Source organism: Streptomyces sp. NPDC048481 (assembly GCF_043200075.1).
Classification (GTDB): Bacteria; Actinomycetota; Actinomycetes; order Streptomycetales; family Streptomycetaceae; genus Streptomyces.
The window spans coordinates 435695-460925 of record NZ_JBICXC010000001.1 but is presented as its reverse complement, the minus strand read 5'-3'; the positions used below and the strand labels follow the sequence as shown (position 1 = coordinate 460925).

The 25231-nt window shown below is 70.1% G+C and carries 21 protein-coding genes, 2 tRNA genes and 1 pseudogene; 4 read left to right on the top strand and 20 right to left on the bottom strand.

The window, feature by feature from the left end; genetic code table 11:
* Window positions 1-119: 119 nt before the first annotated feature.
* The 10 genes from ACGFSH_RS01955 to ACGFSH_RS01910 form a co-directional block, all read right to left on the bottom strand.
* Window positions 120-1658 (bottom strand): CHAD domain-containing protein, encoded by a 1539-nt coding sequence (locus ACGFSH_RS01955; protein ID WP_393343983.1) that lies wholly within the window; start codon window positions 1656-1658, stop codon window positions 120-122.
* 115 nt (window positions 1659-1773) lie between these two features.
* Window positions 1774-2973, bottom strand: a complete 1200-nt coding sequence (gene rodA / locus ACGFSH_RS01950; RefSeq protein ID WP_393343981.1) for a rod shape-determining protein RodA — start codon at window positions 2971-2973, stop codon at window positions 1774-1776.
* Window positions 2970-5219 (bottom strand): penicillin-binding protein 2, encoded by a 2250-nt coding sequence (gene mrdA, locus ACGFSH_RS01945; protein ID WP_393343979.1) that lies wholly within the window; start codon window positions 5217-5219, stop codon window positions 2970-2972. The genes rodA and mrdA overlap by 4 nt, the downstream gene beginning before the upstream one ends.
* 155 nt (window positions 5220-5374) lie before the next feature.
* Window positions 5375-6046, bottom strand: coding sequence for a rod shape-determining protein MreD (gene mreD / locus ACGFSH_RS01940; RefSeq protein WP_108999418.1), 672 nt, complete (start codon window positions 6044-6046; stop codon window positions 5375-5377).
* A 15-nt stretch (window positions 6047-6061) separates the two neighbouring features.
* On the bottom strand, window positions 6062-7000 hold the full coding sequence (gene mreC / locus ACGFSH_RS01935) for a rod shape-determining protein MreC (RefSeq protein ID WP_393343976.1): 939 nt from the start codon (window positions 6998-7000) through the stop codon (window positions 6062-6064).
* A 220-nt stretch (window positions 7001-7220) separates the two neighbouring features.
* A complete protein-coding gene (locus ACGFSH_RS01930; RefSeq protein ID WP_020127820.1) occupies window positions 7221-8240 on the bottom strand; it encodes a rod shape-determining protein in 1020 nt (339 codons plus the stop codon).
* A gap of 234 nt (window positions 8241-8474) precedes the next feature.
* Entirely contained in the window at window positions 8475-8888 is a 414-nt protein-coding gene (gene ndk / locus ACGFSH_RS01925; RefSeq protein WP_240868984.1) for a nucleoside-diphosphate kinase, read from the bottom strand.
* 94 nt (window positions 8889-8982) lie between these two features.
* Complete coding sequence (locus ACGFSH_RS01920; protein WP_329409860.1) at window positions 8983-9348, bottom strand: DUF4233 domain-containing protein; 366 nt, start codon at window positions 9346-9348, stop codon at window positions 8983-8985.
* Window positions 9349-9356: 8 nt separating this feature from the next.
* On the bottom strand, window positions 9357-10889 hold the full coding sequence (locus tag ACGFSH_RS01915; RefSeq protein ID WP_393343973.1) for a bifunctional folylpolyglutamate synthase/dihydrofolate synthase: 1533 nt from the start codon (window positions 10887-10889) through the stop codon (window positions 9357-9359).
* Between the two features lie 112 nt (window positions 10890-11001).
* Window positions 11002-13626, bottom strand: coding sequence for a valine--tRNA ligase (locus ACGFSH_RS01910; RefSeq protein WP_393343971.1), 2625 nt, complete (start codon window positions 13624-13626; stop codon window positions 11002-11004).
* Between the two features lie 136 nt (window positions 13627-13762).
* Between ACGFSH_RS01910 and ACGFSH_RS01905 the strand changes: the two genes are divergently transcribed.
* On the top strand, window positions 13763-14752 hold the full coding sequence (locus ACGFSH_RS01905; RefSeq protein WP_393343969.1) for a hypothetical protein: 990 nt from the start codon (window positions 13763-13765) through the stop codon (window positions 14750-14752).
* 69 nt (window positions 14753-14821) lie between these two features.
* On the opposite strand, the gene clpX is transcribed toward ACGFSH_RS01905, so the two are convergent.
* From clpX to ACGFSH_RS01880, 5 genes are all read right to left on the bottom strand, one after another.
* Window positions 14822-16111 (bottom strand): ATP-dependent Clp protease ATP-binding subunit ClpX, encoded by a 1290-nt coding sequence (gene clpX, locus ACGFSH_RS01900; RefSeq protein WP_256920357.1) that lies wholly within the window; start codon window positions 16109-16111, stop codon window positions 14822-14824.
* A gap of 181 nt (window positions 16112-16292) precedes the next feature.
* Window positions 16293-16973: an ATP-dependent Clp protease proteolytic subunit gene (locus tag ACGFSH_RS01895; RefSeq protein WP_329409871.1), complete on the bottom strand. Its 681-nt coding sequence runs from the start codon at window positions 16971-16973 to the stop codon at window positions 16293-16295.
* A gap of 233 nt (window positions 16974-17206) precedes the next feature.
* Entirely contained in the window at window positions 17207-17815 is a 609-nt protein-coding gene (locus ACGFSH_RS01890) for an ATP-dependent Clp protease proteolytic subunit (RefSeq protein ID WP_030779489.1), read from the bottom strand.
* A gap of 312 nt (window positions 17816-18127) precedes the next feature.
* On the bottom strand, window positions 18128-19534 hold the full coding sequence (gene tig / locus ACGFSH_RS01885) for a trigger factor (protein WP_393343966.1): 1407 nt from the start codon (window positions 19532-19534) through the stop codon (window positions 18128-18130).
* Between the two features lie 204 nt (window positions 19535-19738).
* Window positions 19739-19815 (bottom strand) — tRNA-Pro (locus ACGFSH_RS01880).
* 166 nt (window positions 19816-19981) lie between these two features.
* Here ACGFSH_RS01880 and ACGFSH_RS01875 point away from each other — a divergent pair.
* Window positions 19982-20052, top strand: a tRNA-Gly gene (locus ACGFSH_RS01875).
* 98 nt (window positions 20053-20150) lie between these two features.
* On the opposite strand, the gene ACGFSH_RS01870 is transcribed toward ACGFSH_RS01875, so the two are convergent.
* The gene (locus ACGFSH_RS01870; RefSeq protein WP_393343964.1) at window positions 20151-20516 is read right to left on the bottom strand and encodes a hypothetical protein; all 366 of its coding nucleotides are present in this window, start codon (window positions 20514-20516) and stop codon (window positions 20151-20153) included.
* 110 nt (window positions 20517-20626) lie between these two features.
* A complete protein-coding gene (locus tag ACGFSH_RS01865) occupies window positions 20627-21007 on the bottom strand; it encodes an ArsR/SmtB family transcription factor (protein ID WP_393343962.1) in 381 nt (126 codons plus the stop codon).
* An 82-nt stretch (window positions 21008-21089) separates the two neighbouring features.
* Here ACGFSH_RS01865 and ACGFSH_RS01860 point away from each other — a divergent pair.
* Window positions 21090-21397, top strand: a pseudogene (locus tag ACGFSH_RS01860) (VOC family protein).
* A gap of 113 nt (window positions 21398-21510) precedes the next feature.
* On the opposite strand, the gene ACGFSH_RS01855 reads toward ACGFSH_RS01860, so the two are convergent.
* On the bottom strand, window positions 21511-21705 hold the full coding sequence (locus tag ACGFSH_RS01855; RefSeq protein ID WP_108999428.1) for a hypothetical protein: 195 nt from the start codon (window positions 21703-21705) through the stop codon (window positions 21511-21513).
* 390 nt (window positions 21706-22095) lie between these two features.
* Between ACGFSH_RS01855 and ACGFSH_RS01850 the strand changes: the two genes are divergently transcribed.
* On the top strand, window positions 22096-23397 hold the full coding sequence (locus ACGFSH_RS01850; protein WP_393343959.1) for an acyltransferase family protein: 1302 nt from the start codon (window positions 22096-22098) through the stop codon (window positions 23395-23397).
* Here the strand turns inward: ACGFSH_RS01850 and ACGFSH_RS01845 are convergent.
* Both ACGFSH_RS01845 and ACGFSH_RS01840 read right to left on the bottom strand, forming a co-directional pair.
* On the bottom strand, window positions 23385-23834 hold the full coding sequence (locus ACGFSH_RS01845; RefSeq protein WP_393343957.1) for an HD domain-containing protein: 450 nt from the start codon (window positions 23832-23834) through the stop codon (window positions 23385-23387). The genes ACGFSH_RS01850 and ACGFSH_RS01845 overlap by 13 nt on opposite strands.
* Before the next feature lie 71 nt (window positions 23835-23905).
* Window positions 23906-25090, bottom strand: a complete 1185-nt coding sequence (locus ACGFSH_RS01840) for a PP2C family protein-serine/threonine phosphatase (RefSeq protein ID WP_393343955.1) — start codon at window positions 25088-25090, stop codon at window positions 23906-23908.
* Between the last annotated feature and the right edge of the window lie 141 nt (window positions 25091-25231).

Here is a 25231-nt window from a genome sequence, read left to right as displayed (position 1 = left end):
GGGCACCTTCGTGAGCTGACCGGGGATCCCCCCGGCGCGGGGCTCGGGGGAGGGTGACCATCTAGCGTAACCCGACCGGAGGCATCCCCCGCCCGCGAGACGTCCCGCGCGGCCGCTCCTCACACCTCCATCTGCTGGCAGACCCGCTTCCAGACGTCGGGCAGCGCCTCCTCCGCCAGCCCGGCCCGCCCTTCCTCCCGCCCGTAGAGCACCCCGTAGGTGAACGCGCTCTCGCCCGCCGCGTGCGCCACGGCGGACAGCTCGCGCAGGGTCCGGCGGGCCATGACGCTGTCCTGGTGGTCGCCGAGCAGACTCTGCAGCGACTTCATGGACTTGGCGAGCGCCTTGGCGGAGCCGCCGAGGGCGGGGCCCGCGGTCTCCGCCGCGTAACGGGTCCGCTTGGTCTTCTTGCGCGCCTCGTGCAGGCCGACGTCCCGTGCCCGGCCGGGCGGCTGTTCCAGGGCCCGGTCGATCAGCGCGGACACCTTCCGGAAGTCCTTGCGCACGGCCTTGGCCAGCACCTTGGCCGGCTTGCCCCCGGCGGCCTCCAGCAGCGGCGGGTCGGCGACGAGGGCGTCCAGCGCGTCGAGGAGGGTCAGATGGCGCGGCGAGTCCAGGACCCCGAGCAGCCGGCGGCGCGCGTCATGGTGGCGGGCCTGCGCCCAGGCCCGCAGCCGCGCCTGCACCGGGCCGGAGACGAGGGTGCGGGGCAGGTCGTCGAGGGCGGCCGTCAGGCGCTCGTCGAGCACCTCCTGATCGCGGCCGGCGCCCAGTTCGCCCGCGAGCCACTTCAGCTCGTCGGCGACCGGGCCGGTGACGGCCGGGTCCAGGACCTTGCGGAAGGTGCGGAAGGTACTGCGCAGCCGCCGGGTCGCGACGCGCATGTCGTGCACGGAGTCGGGGGCCTCCTGGCGGACGGCCGGGTCGAGGGCGACGATCGCGTCCCGCTGGGCGCGCACATACGCGAGGACATGGTCGCCCGCGGTCACGGGATCCCCCGCGCCGGCCTTCTCCCCCACCCGCTCGTTCTGCGCCCGCTTCTCCTGCGCCCGCTTCTTCTTCGACGCCGTCTCGCTCAGCGCCCGCGCCAGTTTGGAGGACGACGCCGACGGGCGGACGCCGGCCTTGCGCAGCCGCTTGTCGACCTTGTCGAGGAAGGCCGGATCGGCGCCGTCGGCCAGCTCCACCTCGATCTCGGTCCACCGGGCGCTGCCCTCGCCGCCGAACAGCCGGTCGGCGCGCACGGCGTCCACGCTGGCCTCGGCGAGCGGCCGGCCCTTGCCGTCGACGAGTTCCCGCACGTCCCGGCTGGAGCGCAGCCGCACCACCGGCACCAGCCGGCCCTCGCGGACCCGCGAGCGGACGAGCCGGACGAGTTCCTCGGGCACGGTGTCCGAGAGCGGTGACCTGATCTCGTCGCGGACGCCGGTCTCGACGGGGAGCTTCAGGTGCCAGCCCGCGTCGGAGCCGCCGGTGCGCCGGCGCAGGGTGATCGAGGCCGCGGCCAGCCGCAGGTCGGAGGTGTCGTAGTAGGTCGCGTCCAGCTCGACGACGCCCTTGTCGAGGACGGTGGCGATTCCTGCGACCCCGGTCAGGTCGGGCAGCCCGCCCTCGTCGGATTCGTACTTGCGCTCGATCTCGCGTTTCGTCTCCGCCATGAACCGAATCTAGTCGCACCCGGGTCCGGGCGTCAGTGCGCGCCGGACCCGGAGCGCGGCCCGCGGCGGGACCCACGGAGGCAAACGACGAGGTGCCGCGGGGTGCCGAGGCGGCTCAGGCCGACATCGGCCGTTGCACCCGGATGGACTGAAGCAGCCCCACCGCCACCCACACCGCGAACATCGACGTGCCTCCGTAGGACACGAACGGCAGCGGCAGGCCCGTCACCGGCATGATCCCCAGGGTCATGCCGATGTTCTCGAACGACTGGAAGGCGAACCAGGCCACGATGCCCGCGGCGACGATCGTGCCGTACAGCTCCGTCGTCTCCCGCGCTATGCGGCAGGCCCGCCACAGGACCACGCCGAGCAGGACGATGATCAGGCCCGCGCCCATGAAGCCGAGTTCCTCGCCCGCGACGGTGAAGACGAAGTCGGTCTGCTGCTCGGGCACGAACTGACCCGTGGTCTGCGAGCCGTGGAACAGTCCGGCGCCGGTCAGGCCGCCGGAGCCGATCGCGATCCGCGCCTGGTTGGTGTTGTAGCCCACGCCGGCCGGGTCGAGGCTGGGGTTGGCGAAGGCGGCGAAGCGGGCGATCTGGTACTCGTCGAGGATGTGCAGCTGCCAGACGGCGATCGCGCCCGCCGCGCCCGCCCCGAGCAGTCCGAAGACCCAGCGGTTGGAGGCGCCGGAGGCCAGCAGCACGCCCAGCACGATCATCACCATGACCATGACCGACCCGAGGTCGGGCATCAGCATGACGACCAGCATGGGCACGGCCGCGAGCCCCAGCGCCTGCACCACCGTGCGCTGGTCGGGGTAGGGCTTGTCGCCCGCGTCGACCCGGGCCGAGAGGAGCATCGCCATGCCCAGGATGATCGTGATCTTCACGAACTCCGAGGGCTGGAGCGAGAAACCGCCGCCGAGCACGATCCAGGAGTGCGCGCCGTTGACCGTGGAGCCCAGCGGGGTGAGCACCGCGAGGATCCCCAGCAGGGACAGGCCGTACAGGACCGGCACCGCGTTGCGCAGCGTGCGGTGGCCGAGCCAGATCGTGCCGATCATCAGGGCGAGCCCGATGCCGGTGTTCATCAGGTGCCGGACGAGGAAGTAGTACGGGTCGCCCTGGTTGATCTCGGTGCGGTTGCGGGTCGCCGAGAAGACCAGCAGCGAGCCGATCAGGGACAGCGCGATCGCCGACAGCAGTATCGGCCAGTCCAGCCGGCGGGCCATCGAGTCACGGGCGAAGACCCGTGTCCAGCCGGCCCGGGCGGGCCCGTAACCGGAGACGGAGAAACTGTTCACGCCGGTCATGTGCGCATCCTCCGGCTTCCCTTCTTCCGTCGTCGGCGGCGGGTGTCGCGGTTGGTGGCGGTGTTCTGCTGCACGGTGCCCGCCGTCTGCGTCCCGTCCGGGTCCGGGGCGGTCTGCTGACTGGCGCGCTGCTCCTTGGCCGGGTCCTTGGAGACCTTGGGCGACTTGATCGTGCCGTCCGCCTGGACCTTCGGCAGACCCACCTGCGGGGTGGGCAGCAGGGCGTTCTTCTTGTCGATCTTGCCGTCGTCGGAGACGCCGTACATCGCGTTGTAGATGTGCCGCACGGCCTCACCGGAGGCGCCCGAACCGGTACCGGCCTGGGCGATCGTCATGACGACCGTGTAGTCCTTGCTGTACGTGGCGAGCCAGGACGTCGTCTGCTTGCCGTAGACCTCCGCGGTACCGGTCTTGGCGTGCAGCGGGATCTTGTCCTGCGGCCAGCCGCCGAACTTCCAGGCGGCGGTACCGCGGGTGACCACGCCTTCCAGGGCCGCGTCCATGCCCTTGATCGTGGCCTTGGTGACGGGCAGCCTGCCCTTGGGCTTGGGCTTGATCTCCCGCACGGTCCGGCCGTCGGCGCTGACGATCGCCTTGCCGATGGTCGGGGTGTACATGGTGCCCCCGTTGGCGATCGCCCCGTAGATCACGGCCTCCTGGATCGGGGTGACGAGGGTGTCGCCCTGACCGATGGAGTAGTTGATCGAGTCGCCCTCGCGCATCTTGTTGCCTTCGAGGCAGTTCTCGTAGGCGATCTTCTCGACGTAACTGCCGTCCTTTTTACCGGACTTGCACCAGGAGTCCTTGTTGGCCTTCCAGTAGGACTCCTTCCATTGGCGGTCCGGGACCCGGCCGGTGACCTCGTTGGGCAGGTCGAGGCCGGTCTCCTTGCCGAGGCCGAACTGATGCGCGGCCTTGTAGAAGTAGTCCTTGGGCTCACCCTTCTTCGGGTTGATGCCGCCGTCCTTCTTCCACTCGCGGTCGGCGAGGCCGTAGAAGACGGTGTCGCAGGACACCTCGAGGGCCCGGCCGAGCGAGATGGGGCCGAAGCTCTCCCCTTCGAAGTTCTTGAAGACCTGGCCGCCCACCGAGTACGAGCTGGTGCAGGGGTAGCCGCCGTCCCATTCGTAGCCCGCCTCGACCGCAGCGGCCGTGGAGACCACCTTGAACGTCGAACCGGGCGCGGACTGACCCTGTATGGCCCTGTTGAGCAGCGGGTAGTCGGAGTTCTTGCCGGTGAGCTTCTTGTAGTCCTTGGCGGAGATGCCGCCGACCCAGACGTTGGGGTCGTAGGCCGGGGCGGACGCCATGGCGACGACCCGCCCGGTCTTGGCCTCCATCACGACGACGGCGCCGGAGTCGGCCTTGTAGTTCTCGCCGGTGATCTTGTCGAACTGGGTGCGGGCGATCTTCATCGCGTTGTTCAGCTCGTACTCGGCGACCCGCTGGACACGGGCGTCGATGCTGGTGACGAGGTTGGAGCCGGGCTGGGCCGCGTCCGCTTCGGCCTGGCCGATGACACGGCCGAGGTTGTCGACCTCGTAGCGGGTGACCCCGGCCTTGCCGCGCAGCTGCTTGTCGTACTGGCGCTCCAGGCCGCTGCGGCCGACCTGGTCGGAGCGCAGGTACGGCGAGTCGGTGTCCTGGGCCTTGGTGATCTCCTCGTCGGTGACCGGGGAGAGGTAGCCGAGGACCTGGGCGGTGTTGGCGTTGCCGGGGGCCGCGTAGCGGCGCACGGCCTCGGGCTCGGCGGTGATGCCGGGGAAGTCCTCGGCGCGCTCGCGGATCTGCAGGGCCTGCTTGGCGGTCGCCTCGTCGGTGATCGGGATCGGCTGGTAGGGCGAGCCGTTCCAGCAGGGCTGCGGGGTCTTCGCGTCGCACAGGCGGACCTTCTGGGCGACCTCGTCGGGCTTCATGCCGAGGACGCCCGCGAGCTTGGCCAGGACCGCCTTGCCGTCGTCCTTCTGCTTCAGCAGCTCGGTGCGGGACGCGGAGACGACCAGGCGCGTCTCGTTGTCGGCCAGGGCCACGCCGCGCGCGTCCAGGATCGAGCCGCGCACCGCGGGTTCGACGACCTGCTGCACATGGTTGCCGGAGGCCTCCTTGGCGTAGGCCGCGCCCTCGCGGATCTGCAGGTACCACAGGCGTCCGCCGAGGGTGCCGAGCAGGGAGAGGACGAGGATCTGGATCACGACGAGCCGGATCTGCACCCGTGGGGTCCGACCGGTCTCGGGAATGTTGGTCACTGCGGCTGTCTCCCCCTCTCAGTGCGCGGACGCGGTGCGCGAACGTGTGTGCGCGGACGAATGATGAACGGCCGGTCCGTGCGGCCTCGTTCCGCCTGTACTTCCTCGTTCGGGTGATTCCTCCACCGGCGCGCTCGGCGCGCGGACGCCCGCGTTCACAGCCGCTTGACCCCCTTGATGCGCCCGGCCCGCGTGGCCCGCGACCGGGCCGCCTTGAGCTTGAGCCCGCCCCGCTGCCCGCCGATCCTCAGGCCGGTGCCCGAGGAGAGCCAGCCGGAGGAGATGTCGGGGCTCTTGGCGGCGGAGTTCGTCTCGGCGAGCGGGTCGTTGTCGGCCCGGCGCGCCAGGAACATGATCGCGGGGACCACGAACGGGGCGAGCAGCAGGTCGTACAGGGCGGCGGTGAACAGCAGCCCGGTGAGGCCCACGTGACGGGCGGCGGTGTCGCCGACGAGGGCGCCCACCCCGGCGTACAGCAGGGTGGAGCCGACGGCGGCGGCGACGACCACGACCATCGGGCCGGTGGCCGACTTGATCTGCCCGGTCTCGGGCTTGATCAGTCCGGCGAGGTAGCCGATCACGCAGAGCACCAGGGCGTAGCGTCCGGCGGCGTGGTCGGCGGGCGGCGCGAGGTCGGCCAGCAGGCCGGCGCCGAAGCCGATGAGGGCGCCGCCGACATGGCCGTACACCATGGCCAGGCCCAGGACGGTGAGCAGGAGGAGGTCGGGGACGGCGCCCGGGAGGTGGAGGCGGGCGAGGACGCTCACCTGGATCACCAGGGCGACGACCACCAGCGGGACGGAGAGCAGGATCCGGTTGACGCGCATGGGGGTTGTCAGCTCCTACTGCTGCTGGCCGTCTACGGGTGCGTTCGCGTTCGGAGTGACCGTGACGGTCACCGTCGGCGTGGGGACCGGTTTGGGCTTGGAGGGGAGCACGGTGTCGCGCGGGTCCTTCTTCGGGGCCTCGACGACGACGCCCACGATGTCGAGCTTGGTGAAGCTGACGTACGGCGTGACGTAGAGGGTGCGGGTGAGGTCGCCGCCGGAGGGGTCGACACGGGAGACGACGCCGACGGGGACGCCGGGCACGAAGGGCTTGTCGGCCTGCGAGCCGAAGGTGACCAGCCGGTCGCCCTTCTTCACGTCGGCCTTGCCGTTGAGCAGCTCCACGCGCAGCGGGCGGTCGCCCTGCCCGGAGGCGAAGCCGAGCTCGTCGGACGCCTCCATGCGGGTGCCGACGGTGAAGTCGGGGTCGCTGGCCAGCAGCACGGTCGCGGTGTCGGGGCCGACCGTGGTGACCCGTCCGACCAGCCCGTCCCCGTTGAGGACCGTCATGTCGCGCTTGACGCCGTCGTTGGCGCCGACGTCGATGGTGAGCGTCCAGGAGAAGCCCTGGGCCGCCCCTATCGCGATGACCTCCGCGCCCTTGATGCCGTACTGGCCGGTACCCGCGATCTTCAGCATCTTGTCGAGCTGCGCCAGCCGGCTGCGGTTGCGGTCGTCGCTGCCGAGCTTCGCCTTGAGCGCCGCGTTCTCCTTCTCCAGCGCGGTGAGCCGGTCATGGCGCTCCCCGGAGTCGCGGACGGCCGAGACGGCGTTGCCGACGGGGTCCACCGCCGACGACACTCCGTTCTCGATCGGGCCGAAGGCGGCGGCCGCGGCCTGCCGGGCGCCGTCGACCGGGGAGTCCTCCCCGCCCCGGATGTCCACCGTGATCAGCGCGAACGCTACGGCGATCAGCAGCACCAGGAGCAGCCGGCTCTCTCGTGTGTCCCTCACGTGCGGCGGCCGTGCCCTTCCTCGAGAGAAAAACCAGAACAGAAATCAGGAAGCAGGTGTGGTGAAGCAGTTGTCGGAGTGCGGTGTCGGGTGCGGATCGGGAATTGCGGTAGCCCCGGGCCAGGATGACCAAGGGCGCTTTATGGGAGCCTATGCCGCAATATCAACGATCCGCCGCACGAGAGGAGATCATCCCGTACGGCGGAATCGAAGCGTTACGTCATCTGCGCGGCGCGGCGTCCAGGACCTGCTGGAGCGCCTCGAATTCCTCGACGCACTTCCCGGAGCCGAGGGCGACGCTGTCCAGCGGGTCCTCGGCGATGTGGATGGGCATGCCGGTCTCCCGGCGCAGCCGCTCGTCCAGACCGCGCAGCAGGGCTCCGCCGCCGGTCAGAACGATTCCGCGGTCCATGATGTCGCCGGACAGCTCCGGCGGGCACTTGTCGAGCGTGGTCTTCACCGCGTCCACGATCGCGTTGACCGGTTCCTCGATCGCCTTGCGCACCTCGGCGGCCGAGATGACGACGGTCTTGGGCAGTCCGGAGACGAGGTCGCGGCCACGGATTTCGGTGTGCTGGTCGTCGTCGAGGTCGTACGCCGAACCGATCGTGATCTTGATCTGTTCGGCGGTCCGCTCACCGAGGAGGAGGCTGTACTCCTTCTTGATGTGCTGGATGATCGCGTTGTCCAGTTCATCGCCGGCGACGCGGATGGACTGGGCGGTGACGATGCCGCCGAGCGAGATGACCGCGACCTCCGTGGTGCCGCCGCCGATGTCCACCACCATGTTGCCCGTGGCCTCGTGGACCGGCAGGCCGGAGCCGATGGCCGCGGCCATGGGCTCCTCGATGATGTGCACCTGGCGGGCGCCGGCCTGGGTCGACGCCTCGATGACGGCACGGCGCTCGACGCCCGTGATGCCCGAGGGCACACAGACGACGACCCGCGGCCGAGCCAGATACCGCCGCTTGTGGATCTTCAGGATGAAGTAGCGGAGCATCCGCTCGGTGATCTCGAAGTCGGCGATCACGCCGTCCTTCAGCGGACGCACGGCAACGATGTTGCCGGGCGTGCGCCCGATCATCTTCTTCGCTTCGGCGCCGACCGCGAGAATGCCACCGGTGTTGGTGTTGATCGCGACGACGGACGGCTCGTTGAGTACGATCCCGCGACCCCTGACGTACACCAGCGTGTTGGCGGTCCCGAGGTCGACAGCCATGTCACGGCCGATGAACGACATTGAGTTCCCCATCAGGATTCGACTGGCCTTCCATGAGCTTTGAGGGCTTATCAGGTCGGCGAGGTGGGTGCTGTGACGTGAAGGCTTCCATCGTAAACGCGCCTGCACGGACACTGCGGAGCGGTCTCCGCCATTGTTTGCAGATGCTGTGTGGGTTCGCTTCCGGAGACGGGCGTTCGGGGGCTCACGTTCCCTCGATCGCCCGCTTCGGACCCTTTCGCGACCGTAGCGGGATCAGGCCCGGCCGGGGAAGAAGATCTTCACCTCGCGCTCGGCGGACTCCTCGGAGTCGGAGGCGTGGATCAGGTTCTCCCGGACGATGACGCCGAAGTCGCCGCGGATGGAGCCGGGGGCGGCCGCGATCGGGTCGGTGGGGCCGGCCAGGGCGCGCACGCCCTCGATGACCCGCTCGCCCTCGACGATCAGCGCCACGACCGGGCCGGAGGCCATGAACTGCACCAGCGGCTCGTAGAACGGCTTGCCCTTGTGCTCGCCGTAGTGCTGCTCCAGCGTGTCCTGGTCCAGCGTGCGCAGCTCCAGCGCGGTGATCTGCCAGCCGGCCTTGCGTTCGATACGGCTGATGATCTCGCCGGTCAGGCCACGACGGACGGCGTCGGGCTTGAGCAGGACGAGGGTGCGCTGGGTCACGAGGGGGCTCCTTCTACTGCCGGTGTTCCGGCGCCGGTGCTCTGGCGCCGCCAGGTGCGGTGGGATGAGGTTACAGGTCCGGTCCGGGCGCTCGTCACGCAGCGTCAGCGGTATCCGCAGAGGTGGCGGAGGCCTGCGCCGCGAAGCGGGCCCTGGCCTCGTCGACCTTTCTGCCGTAGTGCACCGACGCCCACCACAGCGCCCCGAACAGCACGCCCATGAAGAACATGACCGGGACGAAGAAACCGGACGCGACGAGGGCGATCTGCAGCGCCCAGCCGAGGGCGACCCCGCCGGGCCGGGTGACCATGCCGCACAGCAGCACGCTGAGCAGCATGGCGATGCCGCACACGGTCCACACCGTGGACGGGGACAGGTCGGAGTCCTTCATGGCGACCAGGCCGGCGAAGCCGATGACGAAGAACTCGCCGATCAGGGTCGAGGAGCAGAGCGTACGCATGGCGGGCCTCAGCCCTTCCCGAGGAGCAGACGCGCCTCGCCGACGGTGATGACGGAACCGGTGACCAGGACGCCTCCGCCGGAGAACTCGCCCTCCTCCTCGGCGAGCGTGATCGCCGCCTCCAGGGCGTCGGGCAGCCGCGGCTCGACCTGGACGCGGTCGTCGCCGAACACCTCGACGGCGATGGCGGCCAGATCGTCGGCGTCCATCGCGCGGTGGCTGGCGTTCTGCGTGATCACGACCTCGGCGAAGATCGGCTCGAAGGCCTCCAGCAGCCCGCGCACGTTCTTGTCGCCGCTGGCCCCGACCACCCCGATCAGCCGGGAGAAGTCGAACGCCTCCCCGACGGCCTCGGCGGTGGCCCGGGCGCCGGCCGGGTTGTGGGCGGCGTCCAGGACGACGGTCGGGGAACGGCGGACGACTTCCAGGCGGCCCGGCGAGGTGACGGCGGCGAAGGCCTTGCGGACGGTGTCGATGTCGAGCGGCTCGGGCCGCTGCGAGCCGACGCCGAAGAACGCCTCGACGGCGGCGAGCGCCACGGCCGCGTTGTGCGCCTGGTAGGGGCCGTGCAGCGGCAGGTACACCTCGGGGTACTCGCCGCCCAGCCCGCGCAGGGTGACCAGCTGGCCGCCGACGGCGACCTGGCGGGCGACCACGCCGAACTCCAGACCTTCGCGGGCCACGGTCGCGTCGACCTCGACGGCCTTCTTCAGCAGCACCTGCGCCGCGTCGACGGGCTGCTGGGCGAGGATGACGGTGGCGTCCTGCTTGACGATGCCGCTCTTCTCGGCGGCGATCTCGGCGGTCGTCTCCCCCAGCCGGTCGGTGTGGTCCAGGTCGATGGGCGTGACGACGGCCACGTCACCGTCGATGACGTTCGTGGCGTCCCACGAGCCGCCCATGCCGACCTCCACCACGGCCACGTCCACGGGCGCGTCGGCGAACGCGGCGTACGCCATGCCGGTGAGCACCTCGAAGAACGACAGCCGGTACTCCTGCGCGCCGTCGACCATGTCGACGTACGGCTTGACGTCCTGGTACGTCTCGATGAACCGCTCGGCGGAGATCGGGGCGCCGTCCAGGCTGATCCGCTCGGTGATCGACTGCACGTGCGGGCTCGTGTACCGGCCGGTGCGCAGCTCGAACGCGCCGAGCAGCGCCTCGATCATGCGGGCGGTGGACGTCTTGCCGTTGGTGCCCGTGATGTGGATCGACGGGTAGGAACGCTGCGGGTCCCCGAGCACGTCCATCAGCGCGGCGATACGGGCGACGGAGGGCTCCAGCTTGGTCTCGCCCCAGCGGGTGGCCAGCTCCGCCTCCACCTCGCGCAGGGCCTTGTCGACCTCGGGATCCTCGGGGCGCGCGGGCACATCGGCCTGCGGCGCGCCGCCCTGGGTGCGCAGGGTGCGGCTGCCTGCCTCGATGACCGCGAGATCGGGATCGCGGTCGGTCTCCTCGGCGATGATCTCGTCGAAGGGATCGAGGGGGTCGAAGGGGGCGGGCAGGTCGTCGTGGTTGCCGTTCGGGGGGAGCTCGCTCACGGGGCCAGTCTACGGACGGCCGCCGACAGAGGTGGGCGAAGGCCCCCGTGACCGTGCCGGTCCCGGGGGCCTTCGTCGTGGGCCTTCGTCGTGGCGCCGCCGTCGCGCCGGCTCACGCCTGCGGCAGGCGCTCCAGCTGGGCCTGGATGCGGGCGATGTCCTCGTCCGCCTTGGCGAGGCGTCCGCGGATCTTGTCGACCACGTTGTCCGGGGCCTTGGCGAGGAACGCCTCGTTTCCGAGCTTGGCGTGGGCCTGGGCCTTCTCCTTCTCGGCGGCGGCCAGGTCCTTGGCGAGGCGCTTGCGCTCCGCGGCCACGTCGATCGTGCCGGAGAGGTCCAGCGCCACCGTGGCGCCCGCGACGGGCAGGGTCGCCGTGGCGGAGAAGCTCTCGCCCTCGGGCTGCAGGCGCAGCAACTGCCGGATGGCGGCCTCGTGCGCCGCGAAGGGCGTGCCGTCGAGGGTGAGGCGGGCGGGAACCCGCTGGCCCGGCTGGAGGCCCTGGTCGGCACGGAAGCGGCGGACCTCGGTGATGACCGACTGGAGGCCCTCGATCTCCTTCTCGGCGGCCACGTCCCGGAAGCCGCTGTCCGTCGGCCACTCGGCGACGACGACGGACTCGCCGCCGGTCAGCGTCGTCCACAGCGTCTCCGTGACGAACGGGACGATCGGGTGCAGCAGCTTCAGCGTGACGTCGAGGACCTCGCCCAGGACGCGGCCGGAGACCTTCGCGGGCTCGCCGCCGGCCATGAACGTCGTCTTGGACAGCTCGACGTACCAGTCGAAGACCTCGTCCCAGGCGAAGTGGTAGAGGGCGTCGGAGAGCTTGGCGAACTGGAAGTCGTCGTAGAACGCGTCGACTTCGGCGACCGTCTTGTTCAGGCGGGAGAGGATCCAGCGGTCCGTCGCCGTCATCTCGGACGGGTCCGGGAGCGGGCCCTCGACCGTCGCGCCGTTCATCAGCGCGAAGCGCGTGGCGTTCCAGATCTTGTTGGCGAAGTTGCGGGAAGCCTGGACCCAGTCCTCGCCGATCGGCACGTCCGTGCCGGGGTTGGCGCCCCGGGCGAGGGTGAAGCGGACGGCGTCGGAGCCGTACTTGTCCATCCAGTCCAGCGGGTCGACGACGTTGCCGAAGGACTTCGACATCTTCTTGCCGCGCTCGTCGCGGACCAGGCCGGTGAGGGCGATGGTCTTGAAGGGGACCTCGCCGTCCATGGCGTACATGCCGAACATCATCATCCGGGCGACCCAGAAGAAGATGATGTCGTGGCCCGTGAGGAGGACGTCGGTCGAGTAGAACTTCCGCAGGTCCGCGGTCTGTTCGGGCCAGCCGAGGGTGGAGAAGGGCCACAGGCCGGAGGAGAACCAGGTGTCGAGGACGTCGGTGTCCTGACGCCAGCCCTCGCCCGTGGGCGGCTCCTCGTCGGGGCCGACGCAGACGACCTCGCCCTCGGGGCCGTACCAGACCGGGATGCGGTGGCCCCACCAGAGCTGACGCGAGATGCACCAGTCGTGCATGTTGTCGACCCAGTCGAAGTAGCGCTTCGACATGTCGGCGGGGTGGATGCCGACCCGCCCGTCGCGGACCGCGTCACCGGCGGCCTGGGCCAGCGGGGCGACCTTGACCCACCACTGCAGGGACAGGCGCGGCTCGACGGTGGTCTTGCAGCGCGAGCAGTGGCCGACGCTGTGCGTGTACGGCCGCTTCTCGGCGACGATCCGGCCCTGGGAGCGCAGGGCCGCGACGATGGCGGAGCGCGCCTCGAAGCGGTCGAGTCCCTCGAACGGGCCGTGGACGGTGATCACCGCGCGCTCGTCCATGACGGTGATCGACTCCAGGCCGTGGCGCCGGCCGATCGCGAAGTCGTTCGGGTCGTGGGCCGGGGTGACCTTGACGGCGCCGGTGCCGAACTCCGGGTCGACGTGGGGGTCGGCGACGACGGGGATGGTGCGGTCGGTCAGCGGGAGCTTGACGCGCTTGCCGACGAGGTGACGGTAGCGCTCGTCGTCGGGGTGGACGGCGACGGCGGTGTCACCGAGCATCGTCTCGGCGCGGGTGGTGGCGACGACCAGCGTCTCCTCGCCCTCGCCGTACCGGATGGAGACCAGCTCGCCGTCGTCCTCCTGGTACTCGACCTCGATGTCGGAGATCGCCGTCAGACAGCGCGGGCACCAGTTGATGATGCGCTCGGCGCGATAGATCAGTTCGTCGTCGTAGAGCTTCTTGAAGATGGTCTGGACGGCCTTGGACAGGCCCTCGTCCATGGTGAAGCGCTCGCGGGTCCAGTCGACGCCGTCGCCGAGCCGGCGCATCTGGCCGAGGATCTTGCCGCCGTACTCCTCCTTCCACTGCCACACGCGCTCGACGAACTCCTCGCGGCCCAGGTCGTGGCGGGACTTGCCCTCCTCGGCGAGCTGCTGCTCGACCTTGTTCTGGGTGGCGATCCCGGCGTGGTCCATGCCGGGCAGCCAGAGCGACTCGTAGCCCTGCATGCGCTTGCGGCGGGTCAGGGCGTCCATGAGCGTGTGCTGGAAGGCGTGCCCGAGGTGCAGGCTGCCCGTGACGTTGGGCGGGGGGATGACGATGGTGTACGGAGGCTTCTCGCTCTTGGCGTCCGCCTCGAAGTAGCCCCGCTCCACCCAGCGCTCGTACAGCGGCCCCTCTACGTCGGCCGGCGCGTACTGGGTCGGCAGTTCGGTGTGGGGCGCTGATGGCTGCTGCTGAGCGTTCTCGGTCACGGGCCCAGTTTAGGGGTGTCACCGCGCGGTCCCGAAACGTGTTTCCTCTGTAACGGTGGGGCCCCCACTGCCGTGCCCGCAGGTGCTTTGCGCCAGGATGTGAAAAACGCATAAGCATCTGGAGGGGAACCCAGGAATGAGTCACAACCAGCCGGGCCCGTACGGTGGGCAGCCCCAGCAGCCCGGACCGTACGGCCAGCCCGGTCCGTACGGTCAGCCGCCCCAGGCGCCGCAGCCCGGCTACGGCTACCCCCAGCCGCCCACCGCCCCGCAGCCCGGCTACGGCTATCCGGCGCAGCCCCCGCAGGGCGTGCCCCCGCAGGCCCCGCCCTACGGCCAGCAGCCGCCGTACGGCCAGCCTCCCTACGGGCAGCAGCCTCCGCCCTACGGCCAGCCCCCCTACGGCGTCCCGCAGCCGCCTGCGGGCGGCCGCGGGAAGAAGACGGCCGCCATCGTCGTCGGCGCGGTCGCGGTCGTGGCCGCGCTCGGCGTGGGCGCCTACTTCGTGATCGGCGGAGGCGGCGGCGCGGGCCTCAAGGACGACGGCCCGCACACACTGACGACTCCCGGGACCGCCCTGACCGACTACAACCGGGTCACGAAGGACGGTGCGAGCGCCGGCAAGGACTCGGCCGCCGACCTGGCGAAGACCGGCGTCCAGGACGGCAAGTCGGTCATCGGCGTCTACACGACGGCGGACCTGAGCGGGTACGACCCGGCCGACCCGAGCACCGCGCCCGACGCGACCGAGCTGGCCACCTCCAAGACCATCACCTTCGCCGGCGCCTACGGCAAGATCGCCGACCCGGAGGCGACGCTGGACCTGTTCTTCGCCAACTTCAAGAAGTCGTCCGAGAAGAGCTCGTCCGGCTCCGCGGGGGCCGACAAGGGCGAGCTGATCGGCGAGGCCGAAAAGGCCGACCTCGACGGCGCGGTCATGAAGTGCCAGGCGGCCAAGGGGAAGAACAAGGTCACCCAGAAGGAGAAGACCGACTGGTTCTGCGCCTGGGCGGACTACAGCACCATCGCCATGGTGTCGCCGGGCGACGCCACGAAGGACGTCAGCAAGGACGTGGCGATCGACATCACCAAGCGGCTGCGCGAGCAGATCCGCGTCGGGGCGTGACGACCCGCTCCATGCGTACAGGGAAGGGCCCCGGTCGGTGACCGGGGCCCTTCCCTGTACGCGTGCCGGCTAGGCGGTCTTCGCCTCGCCCGGACCGCGGCCGCCGCGGGCGTCGCGCGGGATCAGGGTCGGGTTGACGTTGGAGAGCACCACGTCCGCCGTGATGACCACGCGGGCCACGTCCTTGCGGGACGGGACCTCGTACATCACCGCCTGGAGGACCTCCTCCATGATGGCGCGCAGGCCGCGCGCGCCGGTCTGGCGCAGGATGGCCTGGTCGGCGATGGCCTCCAGGGCCTCACGCTCGAAGTCCAGCTCCACGCCGTCGAGTTCGAAGAGCCGCTGGTACTGCTTGACCAGCGCGTTGCGCGGCTCGATCAGGATCTGCAGCAGCGCCTCGCGGTCCAGGTTGTGGACCGAGGTGATGACGGGCAGACGGCCGATGAACTCCGGGATCATGCCGAACTTGACCAGGTCCTCGGGCATGACGGCCTCGAACTGGTCCTTGGACTCCAGCTCGCGCTTGGAGCGGATCGTCGCGCCGAAGCCGATGCCCTTGGCGCCGGCCCGGGTCTCGATGATCTTCTCCAGACCGGAGAAAGCGCCGCCCACGATGAACAGCACGTTCGTGGTGTCGATCTGGATGAACTCCTGGTGCGGGTGCTTGCGTCCGCCCTGCGGCGGGACCGAGGCGGTGGTGCCCTCCAGGATCTTCAGCAGCGCCTGCTGCACGCCCTCGCCCGACACGTCGCGGGTGATGGAGGGGTTCTCGCTCTTGCGCGCGACCTTGTCGATCTCGTCGATGTAGATGATCCCGGTCTCGGCCTTCTTGACGTCGTAGTCGGCCGCCTGGATCAGCTTCAGCAGGATGTTCTCGACGTCCTCGCCGACGTACCCCGCCTCGGTGAGCGCCGTGGCGTCGGCGATCGCGAAGGGGACGTTCAGCATGCGCGCCAGGGTCTGCGCGAGCAGCGTCTTGCCCGAGCCCGTGGGGCCGAGCAGGAGAATGTTGGACTTCGCCAACTCGATGGCGTCGTCACGCCCTTGGGCGCCGCCGTTCTCGCCTGCCTGGACGCGCTTGTAGTGGTTGTACACCGCGACCGACAGGGCCTTCTTGGCGGGCTCCTGGCCCACCACGTAGCCCTCGAGGAACTCGTAGATCTCGCGGGGCTTGGGGAGTTCCTCCCAGCGGACCTCGCTCGTCTCCGCGAGTTCTTCCTCGATGATCTCGTTGCAGAGATCGATGCACTCGTCGCAGATGTAGACACCGGGCCCTGCGATGAGCTTCTTGACCTGCTTCTGGCTCTTGCCGCAGAACGAGCACTTGAGCAGATCGCCGCCGTCACCGATGCGTGCCACGGTGTGCTTCCCCTTCGCCTGGGAGACGCCTGGACGCTTACGAATCCAGCGGCTCCTGGTGCTGCCTTATTCCGACGGTACCTTGCCCGGCCCCTCGTTCGGGCCCCCCTTGGCACGGTTCACTGCGACGTGGACCGTGTCACACCGTGCCGAGGGGGCCCGAACGAGGCTGCCCCGGGCGTCAACGCAGAGACTCGTTGTTCATCTTCCGGGTGGAGATGATCTGGTCGATCAGGCCGTACGACAGGGCGTCCTCGGCCGTGAGGATCTTGTCGCGCTCGATGTCCTCGCGGATCTTCTCGATCGGCGTGGTCGAGTGCTTGGCCAGCATGTCCTCCAGCTGCGCGCGCATCCGGAGGATCTCGTTGGCGGCGATCTCCAGGTCGGAGACCTGACCGCGGCCGGTCTCACTGTACGGCTGGTGGATCAGCACGCGCGCGTTCGGCAGCGCCATCCGCTTGCCCGGCGTGCCGGCGGCCAGCAGGATCGCGGCGGCGGAGGCCGCCTGGCCCATGCAGACCGTCTGGACGTCGGGCTTCACGAACTGCATGGTGTCGTAGATCGCGGTCAGCGCCGTGAAGGAGCCGCCGGGGCTGTTGATGTAGACCGAGATGTCCCGGTCGGGGTCCATCGACTCCAGGCACAGCAGCTGCGCCATGACGTCGTTGGCGGAGGCGTCGTCGATCTGCACGCCGAGGAAGATCACGCGCTCCTCGAACAGCTTCGCGTACGGGTCGTACTCGCGGATGCCCTGCGAGGTGCGCTCGACGAAGCGCGGGATGACGTAGCGGGACTCGGCGCGGGGTCCGGTGTATTCGGCCTCGGTGCGGGCGTAGATGCCGCTGCCGGGGAAGTCGTTCACGATGTCTCCTGGAAAGGGGGCTGGGGCGGTGGACTGAAGGGGCTGGAGAGGGGCTCCGACGGCTTGCGGGGCTCCCGGCGCCCGCTGGGAGGCTCCGGGCGGCCCGGCGGCCCCGAGGGGCCGGCCGGGCCTCCCGGAGGCCTCAGCGGACTGCCTGGGGCCTCGGAGGGGTCAGGGGCTCAGGACGCTCCGGGGAGCTGCCTGGGCGGCCCTGCCGCCGTCAGCGGCGACCCTCAGGCCGCCCCGGTACCGCCGCCGCCCGGCATGCCGGCGGCCGTCGGGATGACGTCGTCGATGAGGCCGTACTCCTTGGCCTCGAACGCGTCGAACCACCGGTCGCGGTCCGAGTCGCGGGTGATCTGCTCGACCGACTGGCCGGTGTGCTGCGAGGTCAGCTCCGCCATGCGCTTCTTGGTGTGCAGCAGACGCTCGGCGTGGATCTTGATGTCCGAGGCCGATCCGGCCAGGCCCGCGGAGGGCTGGTGGATCAGGATCTCGGCGTTCGGCAGCGCGAAGCGCTTGCCGGGGGTGCCCGCGCTGAGCAGGAACTGGCCCATGGAGGCGGCCAGGCCCATGGCGATCGTCACCACGTCGTTCTTGATGAACTGCATGGTGTCGTAGATCGCCATGCCGGCCGTGATGGAGCCGCCGGGGCTGTTGATGTAGAGGTAGATGTCCTTGTCCGGATCGGCGGCAAGGAGCAGCAGCTGTGCGGTGATCTTGTTGGCGATGTCGTCGTCGACCGGCTGGCCGAGGAAGATGATCCGCTCGCCGAGCAGCCGGTTGTAGACCTGGTCGCCGAGGCCACCGCCGATGGAAGGCTCGCCGGCGGCGGAAGGCATCAGATTCGTCACGTCGTATCCACCTGCTCGTCTTGCGACGGCGCCGGGCCGTCTCACGTGTACTGCCTGGGGCTCGGGGACTCCCCTGCCCTCGTACTCATGGACCCTAACGCGCGGGTCCCTTCGGGGAATCCCGGAGAGGAGAGTGTTCGCCGGGGGCGTAGTCGGCCGGGGGCGCACGGGTCCCGCGGCGCCGCGGACGCGGACGGACGCGCGCACGGCGTCACGCACGGCATGAGGGGCCCCGGACGGATGTCCGTCCGGGGCCCCTCATGTCTGTTCATGTCTGCGTCAGAGGCGACGCGAGGCTTTTCAGCCCTCGTTCTTCTCCTCGGAGGTGTCCGCCTCGGCGGCGGCCTCCGCGGACTCGGCGCCCTCGGCGCCCTCGGCGCCGGTCTCGTCGTCCTCGTCGTCGAGGTCGATGACCTCGCCGTTGGTGTCCTTCACCGTGGCGGACTCCACGACCGTGGCCAGCGCCTTGCCGCGGGCGACCTCGCCGACCAGCAGCGGGACCTGACCGCCCTCGACGACCGCCTGGGCGAACTGGTCGGGGGACATGCCGGAGGAGGCGGCGCGGCGCATGAGGTGCTCGGTGAGCTCCTCCTGGTTGACGTTCAGCTTCTCGCGCTTGACGAGCTCGTCGAGCACGAACTGGGTCTTGATGCCCTTGACCGCGGCCTCACGGGTCTCGGTCTCGAACTCCTCGGCGGACTTGCCCTGGATCTCCAGGTACTTGTCGAGGTCGAGGCCCATCTGACCGAGCTGGTGGTGCTCCAGGTTGTGCTTGCGGGTGTTGACCTCGTCCTCGAGGAGCTTCTCGGGGACGGGCACCTCGACGAGCTCCAGCAGCTTCTCCAGGACGCGCTCCTGGGCCTGCGTGGCCTGGTCGTACTGCTTCATGTTCTCGAGGCGCTTGCGGCTGTCGGCCTTCAGCTCGTCGAGGGTGTCGAACTCGGAGGCGAGCTGCGCGAACTCGTCGTCCAGCGCGGGGAGCTCGCGGGCGGCGACCTGGGTGACCTTGACGGTGACCTCGGCCTCCTTGCCGGCCGCGGAGCCGCCCTTCAGCTCGGAGGTGAAGGTGGTCTCGCCACCGGCCTCCAGGCCCTTGACGGCCTCGTCGATGCCTTCCAGCAGCTCACCGGAGCCGATGGTGTAGGAGACGCCGCTCGCGACGCCGTCCTCCAGGACCTCGCCGTCGACCTTGGCCTCCAGGTCCACCGTCACGACGTCGCCGTCCTCGGCGGCGCGCTCGACCGGGGAGGTCGAGGCGAAGCGCTCGCGGAGCTGCTCGACCGACTTGTCGACGTCCTCGTCGGTGACCTCGACGGCGTCGACCTCGACCTCGATGGAGGAGAAGTCCTCGGGGAGCTCCAGGGACGGACGGATGTCGACCTCGGCGGTGAAGTTCAGCGTCTCGCCGTCCTTCAGCTCCGTGATGTCGACCTCGGGCTGACCGAGGACGTCGATCTCCGCCTCGTTGACCGCCTCCGTGTAGAACTTCGGCAGCGCGTCGTTGACGGCCTCCTCCAGCACGGCGCCACGGCCGAAGCGCTGGTCGATGACCCGGGCGGGGATCTTGCCCTTGCGGAAGCCCTTCACCGTGACCTGCTGGTTGATCTTCTTGTACGCCGCGTCGAGGCTGTCCTTGAGCTCCTCGAAGGGCACCTCGATGCTGAGCCGAACCCGGGTCGGGTTCAGGGTCTCCACGGCGCTCTTCACGGTTCGGTCTCCTTGGGGGCTGACTTCTTGGTTTCTGCCGGAGCCAGACCGGCTCCGACGGATTCGCCGCCCGGAGGACTTCAGAGAATGAGGACGCACGGGCGTGCAGCTTGCATAGTAACGGCAGCGACGACACGCCCCAAAGGCGATCAAGCGAGGTGGCCGCGGAGGCGGTCGGGATCGGTCGGCGGCGACCGAGGTCGGTGGTCGGGGTGGCGGGATTTGAACCCACGGCCTTCCGCTCCCAAAGCGGACGCGCTACCAAGCTGCGCCACACCCCGTCTGGTGCGACACGTAGGGTACATGCCCGCAGGCTCTCCGGCCGCCGCATTCACCGAGCCCTCGGGCGGACGGCGGCGGGAGCGGAAAAAGGCGGTGTGCGACACCGGCCCCGGACCCGCTACGATGCCTGCAGTGCCGCGGTCGCTGACCTGCGGCGCGTCGTGTGCGGGCGTAGCTCAATGGTAGAGCACTAGTCTTCCAAACTAGCTACGCGGGTTCGATTCCCGTCGCCCGCTCTGAAATGCGTAGGGCCAGGTCGGAGGGTGTTTCCTCGGGCCTGGCCCTCCGCCGTTCCAGGGCCGCCGCCACCGCGGGCCGGCGGGGGCGGTCTCGTTCAGGCGCGGTCAGTCAGTTCCTCGGCGAAGACCTGCGACAGGGGCTGCGGTCCCACGTACTGCTGGCAGTTGCACACGCCGGCCTCGTAGCGCAGCGGCTTCTTGTTCTCGTCCCAGGCCGTGGGCACCTCGACGCGTTCGTGGCACCGGCCCTGCTTGTCGTGCTTGGCGAGGTGGTGCGTGCACCCGCACACCGGCTCGGGCGACCTGTGCGCCGCCTCGACGGCCAGCCGCTCCTGCTTCGCCGCCTCCAGCAACTGGAGCTTGCGCTCGTGGCGATGACGCAGCGCGGTGCGGACGTTGTCGGCCACCCAGGCGAAACCGCCCGTCCAGAAGACGATGAGAACCCACCAGAACCAGTCCACCGGCTGCCCCTTTCCCCCATGTTCTGCCGCAGCCAGCCTAGAACCTTGTCATGCAGCCCTCAGGTGCTTTGCCGGGCTGGATCGTGCGGACGCCACGGCGGGCGGTGCGTTCACGCGGGCGCCCCGGCAGCCTCGGGCGTCGCCAGGAACGCGGACAGCCGGTCCAGCACGTCGGGCAGCGCCCAGTAGTAGACCCAGGTGCCGCGGCGCTCGCAGTCGATGAGACCGGCCTGGCGGAGCAGTTTGAGGTGGTGGGAGATCGTCGGCTGCGACAGGTCGAAGGCGGGGGTCAGATCGCACACGCAGACCTCGCCGCCCGACCGCGAGGCGATCATCGACAGCAGACGCAGGCGGACCGAGTCGCCCAGCGCCTTGAAGATCTTCGCCAGCCCGGCCGCCCGGGCCTCGTCCACGGGGGCGGTCGACAGGGGGGCGCAGCAGTCGGCGGGCCCGTCGTCCCCGGCGATCATCACGGGATCTTGCTTCGACATTCCTCTATGTTGACGTTTTTTTCGATCCAAGGCGCAAGCTCTATATCGACAGCCATCAATGCAATCAGTGGGGAGTCGTGTCATGTCCCGTGTTCAGCTCGCCCTGCGCGTCAGCGACCTCGACGCGTCGATCGCCTTCTACACGAAGCCGTTCGGCGCCGAACCGGCCAAGCGGCGCGAGGGCTACGCCAACTTCGCCGTCACCGAGCCCCCGCTCAAGCTGTGTGGGTCCACGGTCCGGGGCGGGAGCCCTGGGAGGTCTACGTTGTCAAGGCCGACGCGGACACGCTCGGCCGCAGCACCGGCCCCGACGCCACCGGCGACCGCTGCCGCAGCAACCGGGCCACCGCACCGGAGGCCCCGGCGAACGCGGGGTGCGCCTGCGGTTGAGCGCGTCGGCGCGCGCACCGCACATCACCGCACATCACCGCGCCTCGCCGCCGCGCCTTCGCCGTTCGGTTCCCGGCCGGTCCTCGTCACGGCCGGGGGCGCGGTCCCCCGCCTCAGAAGCTGATCGAATTGATCGTGTCGGCGAGGGAGTTGAGGAATCTGTTGATCGACGGGGCCATGCCGGTCGAGGCGAGGAAGAAGCCGAACAGGATGGCGACGATGGCCGGGCCGGCCTTGATCGATCCCCCTCGGATCAGCACGACCAGAATGATCGCCAAAAGCAGCACCACTGACAGTGAAATGGCCACAACTGATCACACGCCCTCGGTCGGTCCGCACTCCCGAGACCATCGTGCCACCAACCCGGCCTCCCTATGCGGCCCGTGACGCATCATCGCGCGGCCGTCGGCGGCCGCCGTCGCGCCGTACGGCAATTCGAGGCCGCGTCCGCACGGGAATTGGGGCGGCCCGTTTCCCGGTCCGCACAATGTGTCCGCAGGGAATTCGAATAATGACGGTTGTCACGTCAACTACGGTCCCACAACCGGCGTTATGCACCTTTTCATCGGGATGAATCGTGACATCACGGTCGGTCAGACGTCGATCCGTCGCGATCGCTCACACGCCCGAACAGCGAATAACGCGGAATGACCAGGGGTGTTTTACGAATAAGCGGGCACGCGGCTAGGGTGCATCGAATGTTCCACGCCGCCTCGTCTCTCGTTCCGGGCTCCCGCTCGACCAGGAACCCGAACGATCAGCACAACGGTCCACAGGACGAACACGACGACCGTTCCCCCGGCCGTTCCGGCTCCGGCCGCCCCGGGCACGGATCCGCCGAGCAGCCGTCGCCGCGGCCCGGCGCGCAGCGTGACGCCTTCTTCGACAACGCCAAGTACCTGGCTATCGTCCTGGTGGCGCTGGGGCACTCCTGGGAGCCGCTCAAGGGCGACAGCCGGGTGCTCCAGGCCGCGTACATGCTCGTGTACACGTTCCACATGCCGGCGTTCATCGTCGTCTCCGGGTTCTTCTCGCGCAGCTTCGACGGCAGCCCCGCGCGGCTGAAGCGGCTGGTCACCGGGGTCGCCGTGCCGTACGTCGTGTTCGAGAGCGCGTATCCGCTGTTCAAGCGAGTCGTCGACCACGACCCGCAGGCCGCCATCACGCTCCTCGACCCGTACTACCTGACCTGGTTCCTGTGCGCGCTGTTCATCTGGCGGCTGACCACCCCGATCTGGAAGACGCTGCGCCACCCCCTCCCCGTCGCGCTGGCCATCGCGATGCTGGCCTCCCTCACCCCCCGCTTCGGCGGCGACCTGGACCTCCAGCGCGTCCTTCAGTTCCTGCCGTACTTCGTGCTCGGCCTGTGCCTGCGTCCCGAGCACTTCCGGCTGGTCCGCCGCCGCTCGGTGCGGATCGCGGCGGTCCCGGTGTTCGCCCTCTCCCTGGCCTTCTGCTGGTGGGCGGTGTCGAAGGTGGACACCGGGTGGCTCTACCACCGGTCCGCCGCACAGGAGTTGGGCCAGCCCTGGTGGGTGGGCCCTCTCATGCAGCTCGCGCTGCTCGGCTGCTCGCTGCTGCTGACGGCGTGCTTCTTCTCCTGGGTGCCGGGGCGCAGGATGTGGTTCACCGTGCTCGGCGCGGGCACGCTGTACGGCTATCTGCTGCACGGCTTCCTGATCAAGGGCGCCGACTACCGCGGCTGGTTCGACCGTCCGGCACTGCACGGGCCGCTGGGCGAGATCGCCGTCAGCGTCGCGATCGCCGCGGCCGTCACCGCGCTGTGCACCCCGCCCGTGCGGCGGGTCTTCCGCTTCGTGATGGAACCGAAGATGGCCTGGGCCTTCAAGCCGAACGCCGCCGAACTCGCCCGTGAGCGCGCCCGGCAGCGGCCGGACGGCGAGCGGCCGGAGCGGGAGCGCGGGGAGGAGCACACGTCCCCGTCCGAGCCGGCTCCGGCGCCGGGGCGGCGCGAGCCCGCCGGAGTTCAGGAACGCTGATCCGGGAGGCCGAGCAGGGCGCGCATGCGCGCGTACTTCTCGGTCAGCCGCGTGCGGGTGGGCGCGTCCAGGACGGCCAGGCGGGCCGGGTCGGCGTTGTGCGCCAGGTCCGCCTCCTTCACCAGCAGGGCGCCCGGTGTGGCGAGGATGCGCGCCGCGTAAGCCTGCGGCGTCTCCCCCGCCCGTTTGGTGACCGCGAGGACGACCGCCTTCGTGCGGTCGCTCAGGTCGGCCGCCTCCAGCCAGGCCTCGGACAGGGCGTCGTCCTCGACGGCGTCGTGCAGCCAGGCCGCGGCGATCTGGTCGGTGTCGCCGCCCCGCGCGCGGACGCCCTCGGCGACCGCGCGCAGGTGCTCGGCGTAGGGCCGGCCGGCCTTGTCGGTCTGTCCCTCGTGGGCGGAGCGGGCCAGGGCCTCGATCTCGGACAGCGTGAGCATGACGGTTCCCCCTCGGAACACTCGGCGCGGGGCCGGGACGGGCTCGGGCCGGGCGGGCGGCCCGGCCGGGTTCAGGACAGGGGCGCGGACAGGGCCGTCGGGCCTTCGCGGCAGATCAGCAGGAGGGCCCGGTCGTCGTTGACGTCCTTGGCCACGGCCTCGATCAGATGCCAGGCGGCTCCCTGGAAGCCCCCGGCCACGTAGCGGTCGGCTTCGCCGGTGAGGCGGTCGATGCCCTCGACGATGTCCCGGTCGGACGTCTCCACCAGACCGTCGGTGAAGAGCATCAGCACGTCGCCGGGGCGCAGCGAGCCCTTCACGGGGTCGAACTGGGCGCCGTCGTACACCCCGAGGAGGGGGCCCTCCGCGGCCTTCTCCTCCCAGCGGCCGCTGCCCGCGCTGAGCTGGAGGCCCGGCGGGTGGCCGGCGGAGTAGAGCTCGTAGTCGCCGGAGTCGAGGTCGAGGACGAGGTGGATGGAGGTGGCGAAGCCCTCGTCCCAGTCCTGCCGCAGCAGATAGCCGTTGGCGGCCGGGAGGAAGGCGTGCGGCGGCAGCGAGCCGAGCAGGCCGCCGAAGGCGCCCGACAGCAGCAGCGCGCGCGAGCCGGCGTCCATACCCTTGCCGGAGACGTCGGTGAGGACGACCTCCAGGGTGCGGCCGCCGTTGGTGCGGGCCGCGACGACGAAGTCCCCGGAGAAGGACTGGCCGCCCGCGGGCCGCAGCGCCATCTCGCGGTGCCAGCCCGTGGGCAGACCGGGCAGCTTGCTCTGCACGCGGATGCGTTCGCGCAGGTCGAAGAGCATGGTGCCGCCGCGCCGCCAGGGCACGCCGACGCGGCTGCGGAACTGGGCGATGAGCAGGCCGAAGAAACCGCATGCGGCGACGACGAGCACCACGCCTGGCGTGACCCGGGAGGGTCCCTCGGTGTAGGGGCCCAGTCGCACCGACTCCACGATGAGGGCGGTGGCCGCCGCCGCGTACAGGCCGAGCAGGCTCGACGGGCGCAGCAGCAGGCCGCCGGCGACGATCGGCAGGACGAGGGCGGCCGGGGAGCACCACACCGAGTTGGCGAGCGTGGTGAGGGCGATCAGCGGCACGGTGAGCAGCAGGAAGGCCAGTGCGATCCAGTCCGAGCCGTCGCCGCGGAAGTAGTCCACGGCGCTCCGGCGCACGCCGGTGCGGACCCGGTGCCACAAGTGCCTCATCCGGGCCGTCAACGTCTCGGCTTCCGCGCGCCGCTGTCGTCCTGCTGCCATTAGTTCGGGACCCTATCCATCGAACCCGTCGCTTGGCACGGGAGGTCCCACTTGTCCCCCCTCCGAGGCTCAACTTCACAGTGAACGTCACGGAAAGCGCTCGCGCCGCCGGGTGGGCGAAATTCCCTGGCCCGTCCCGCA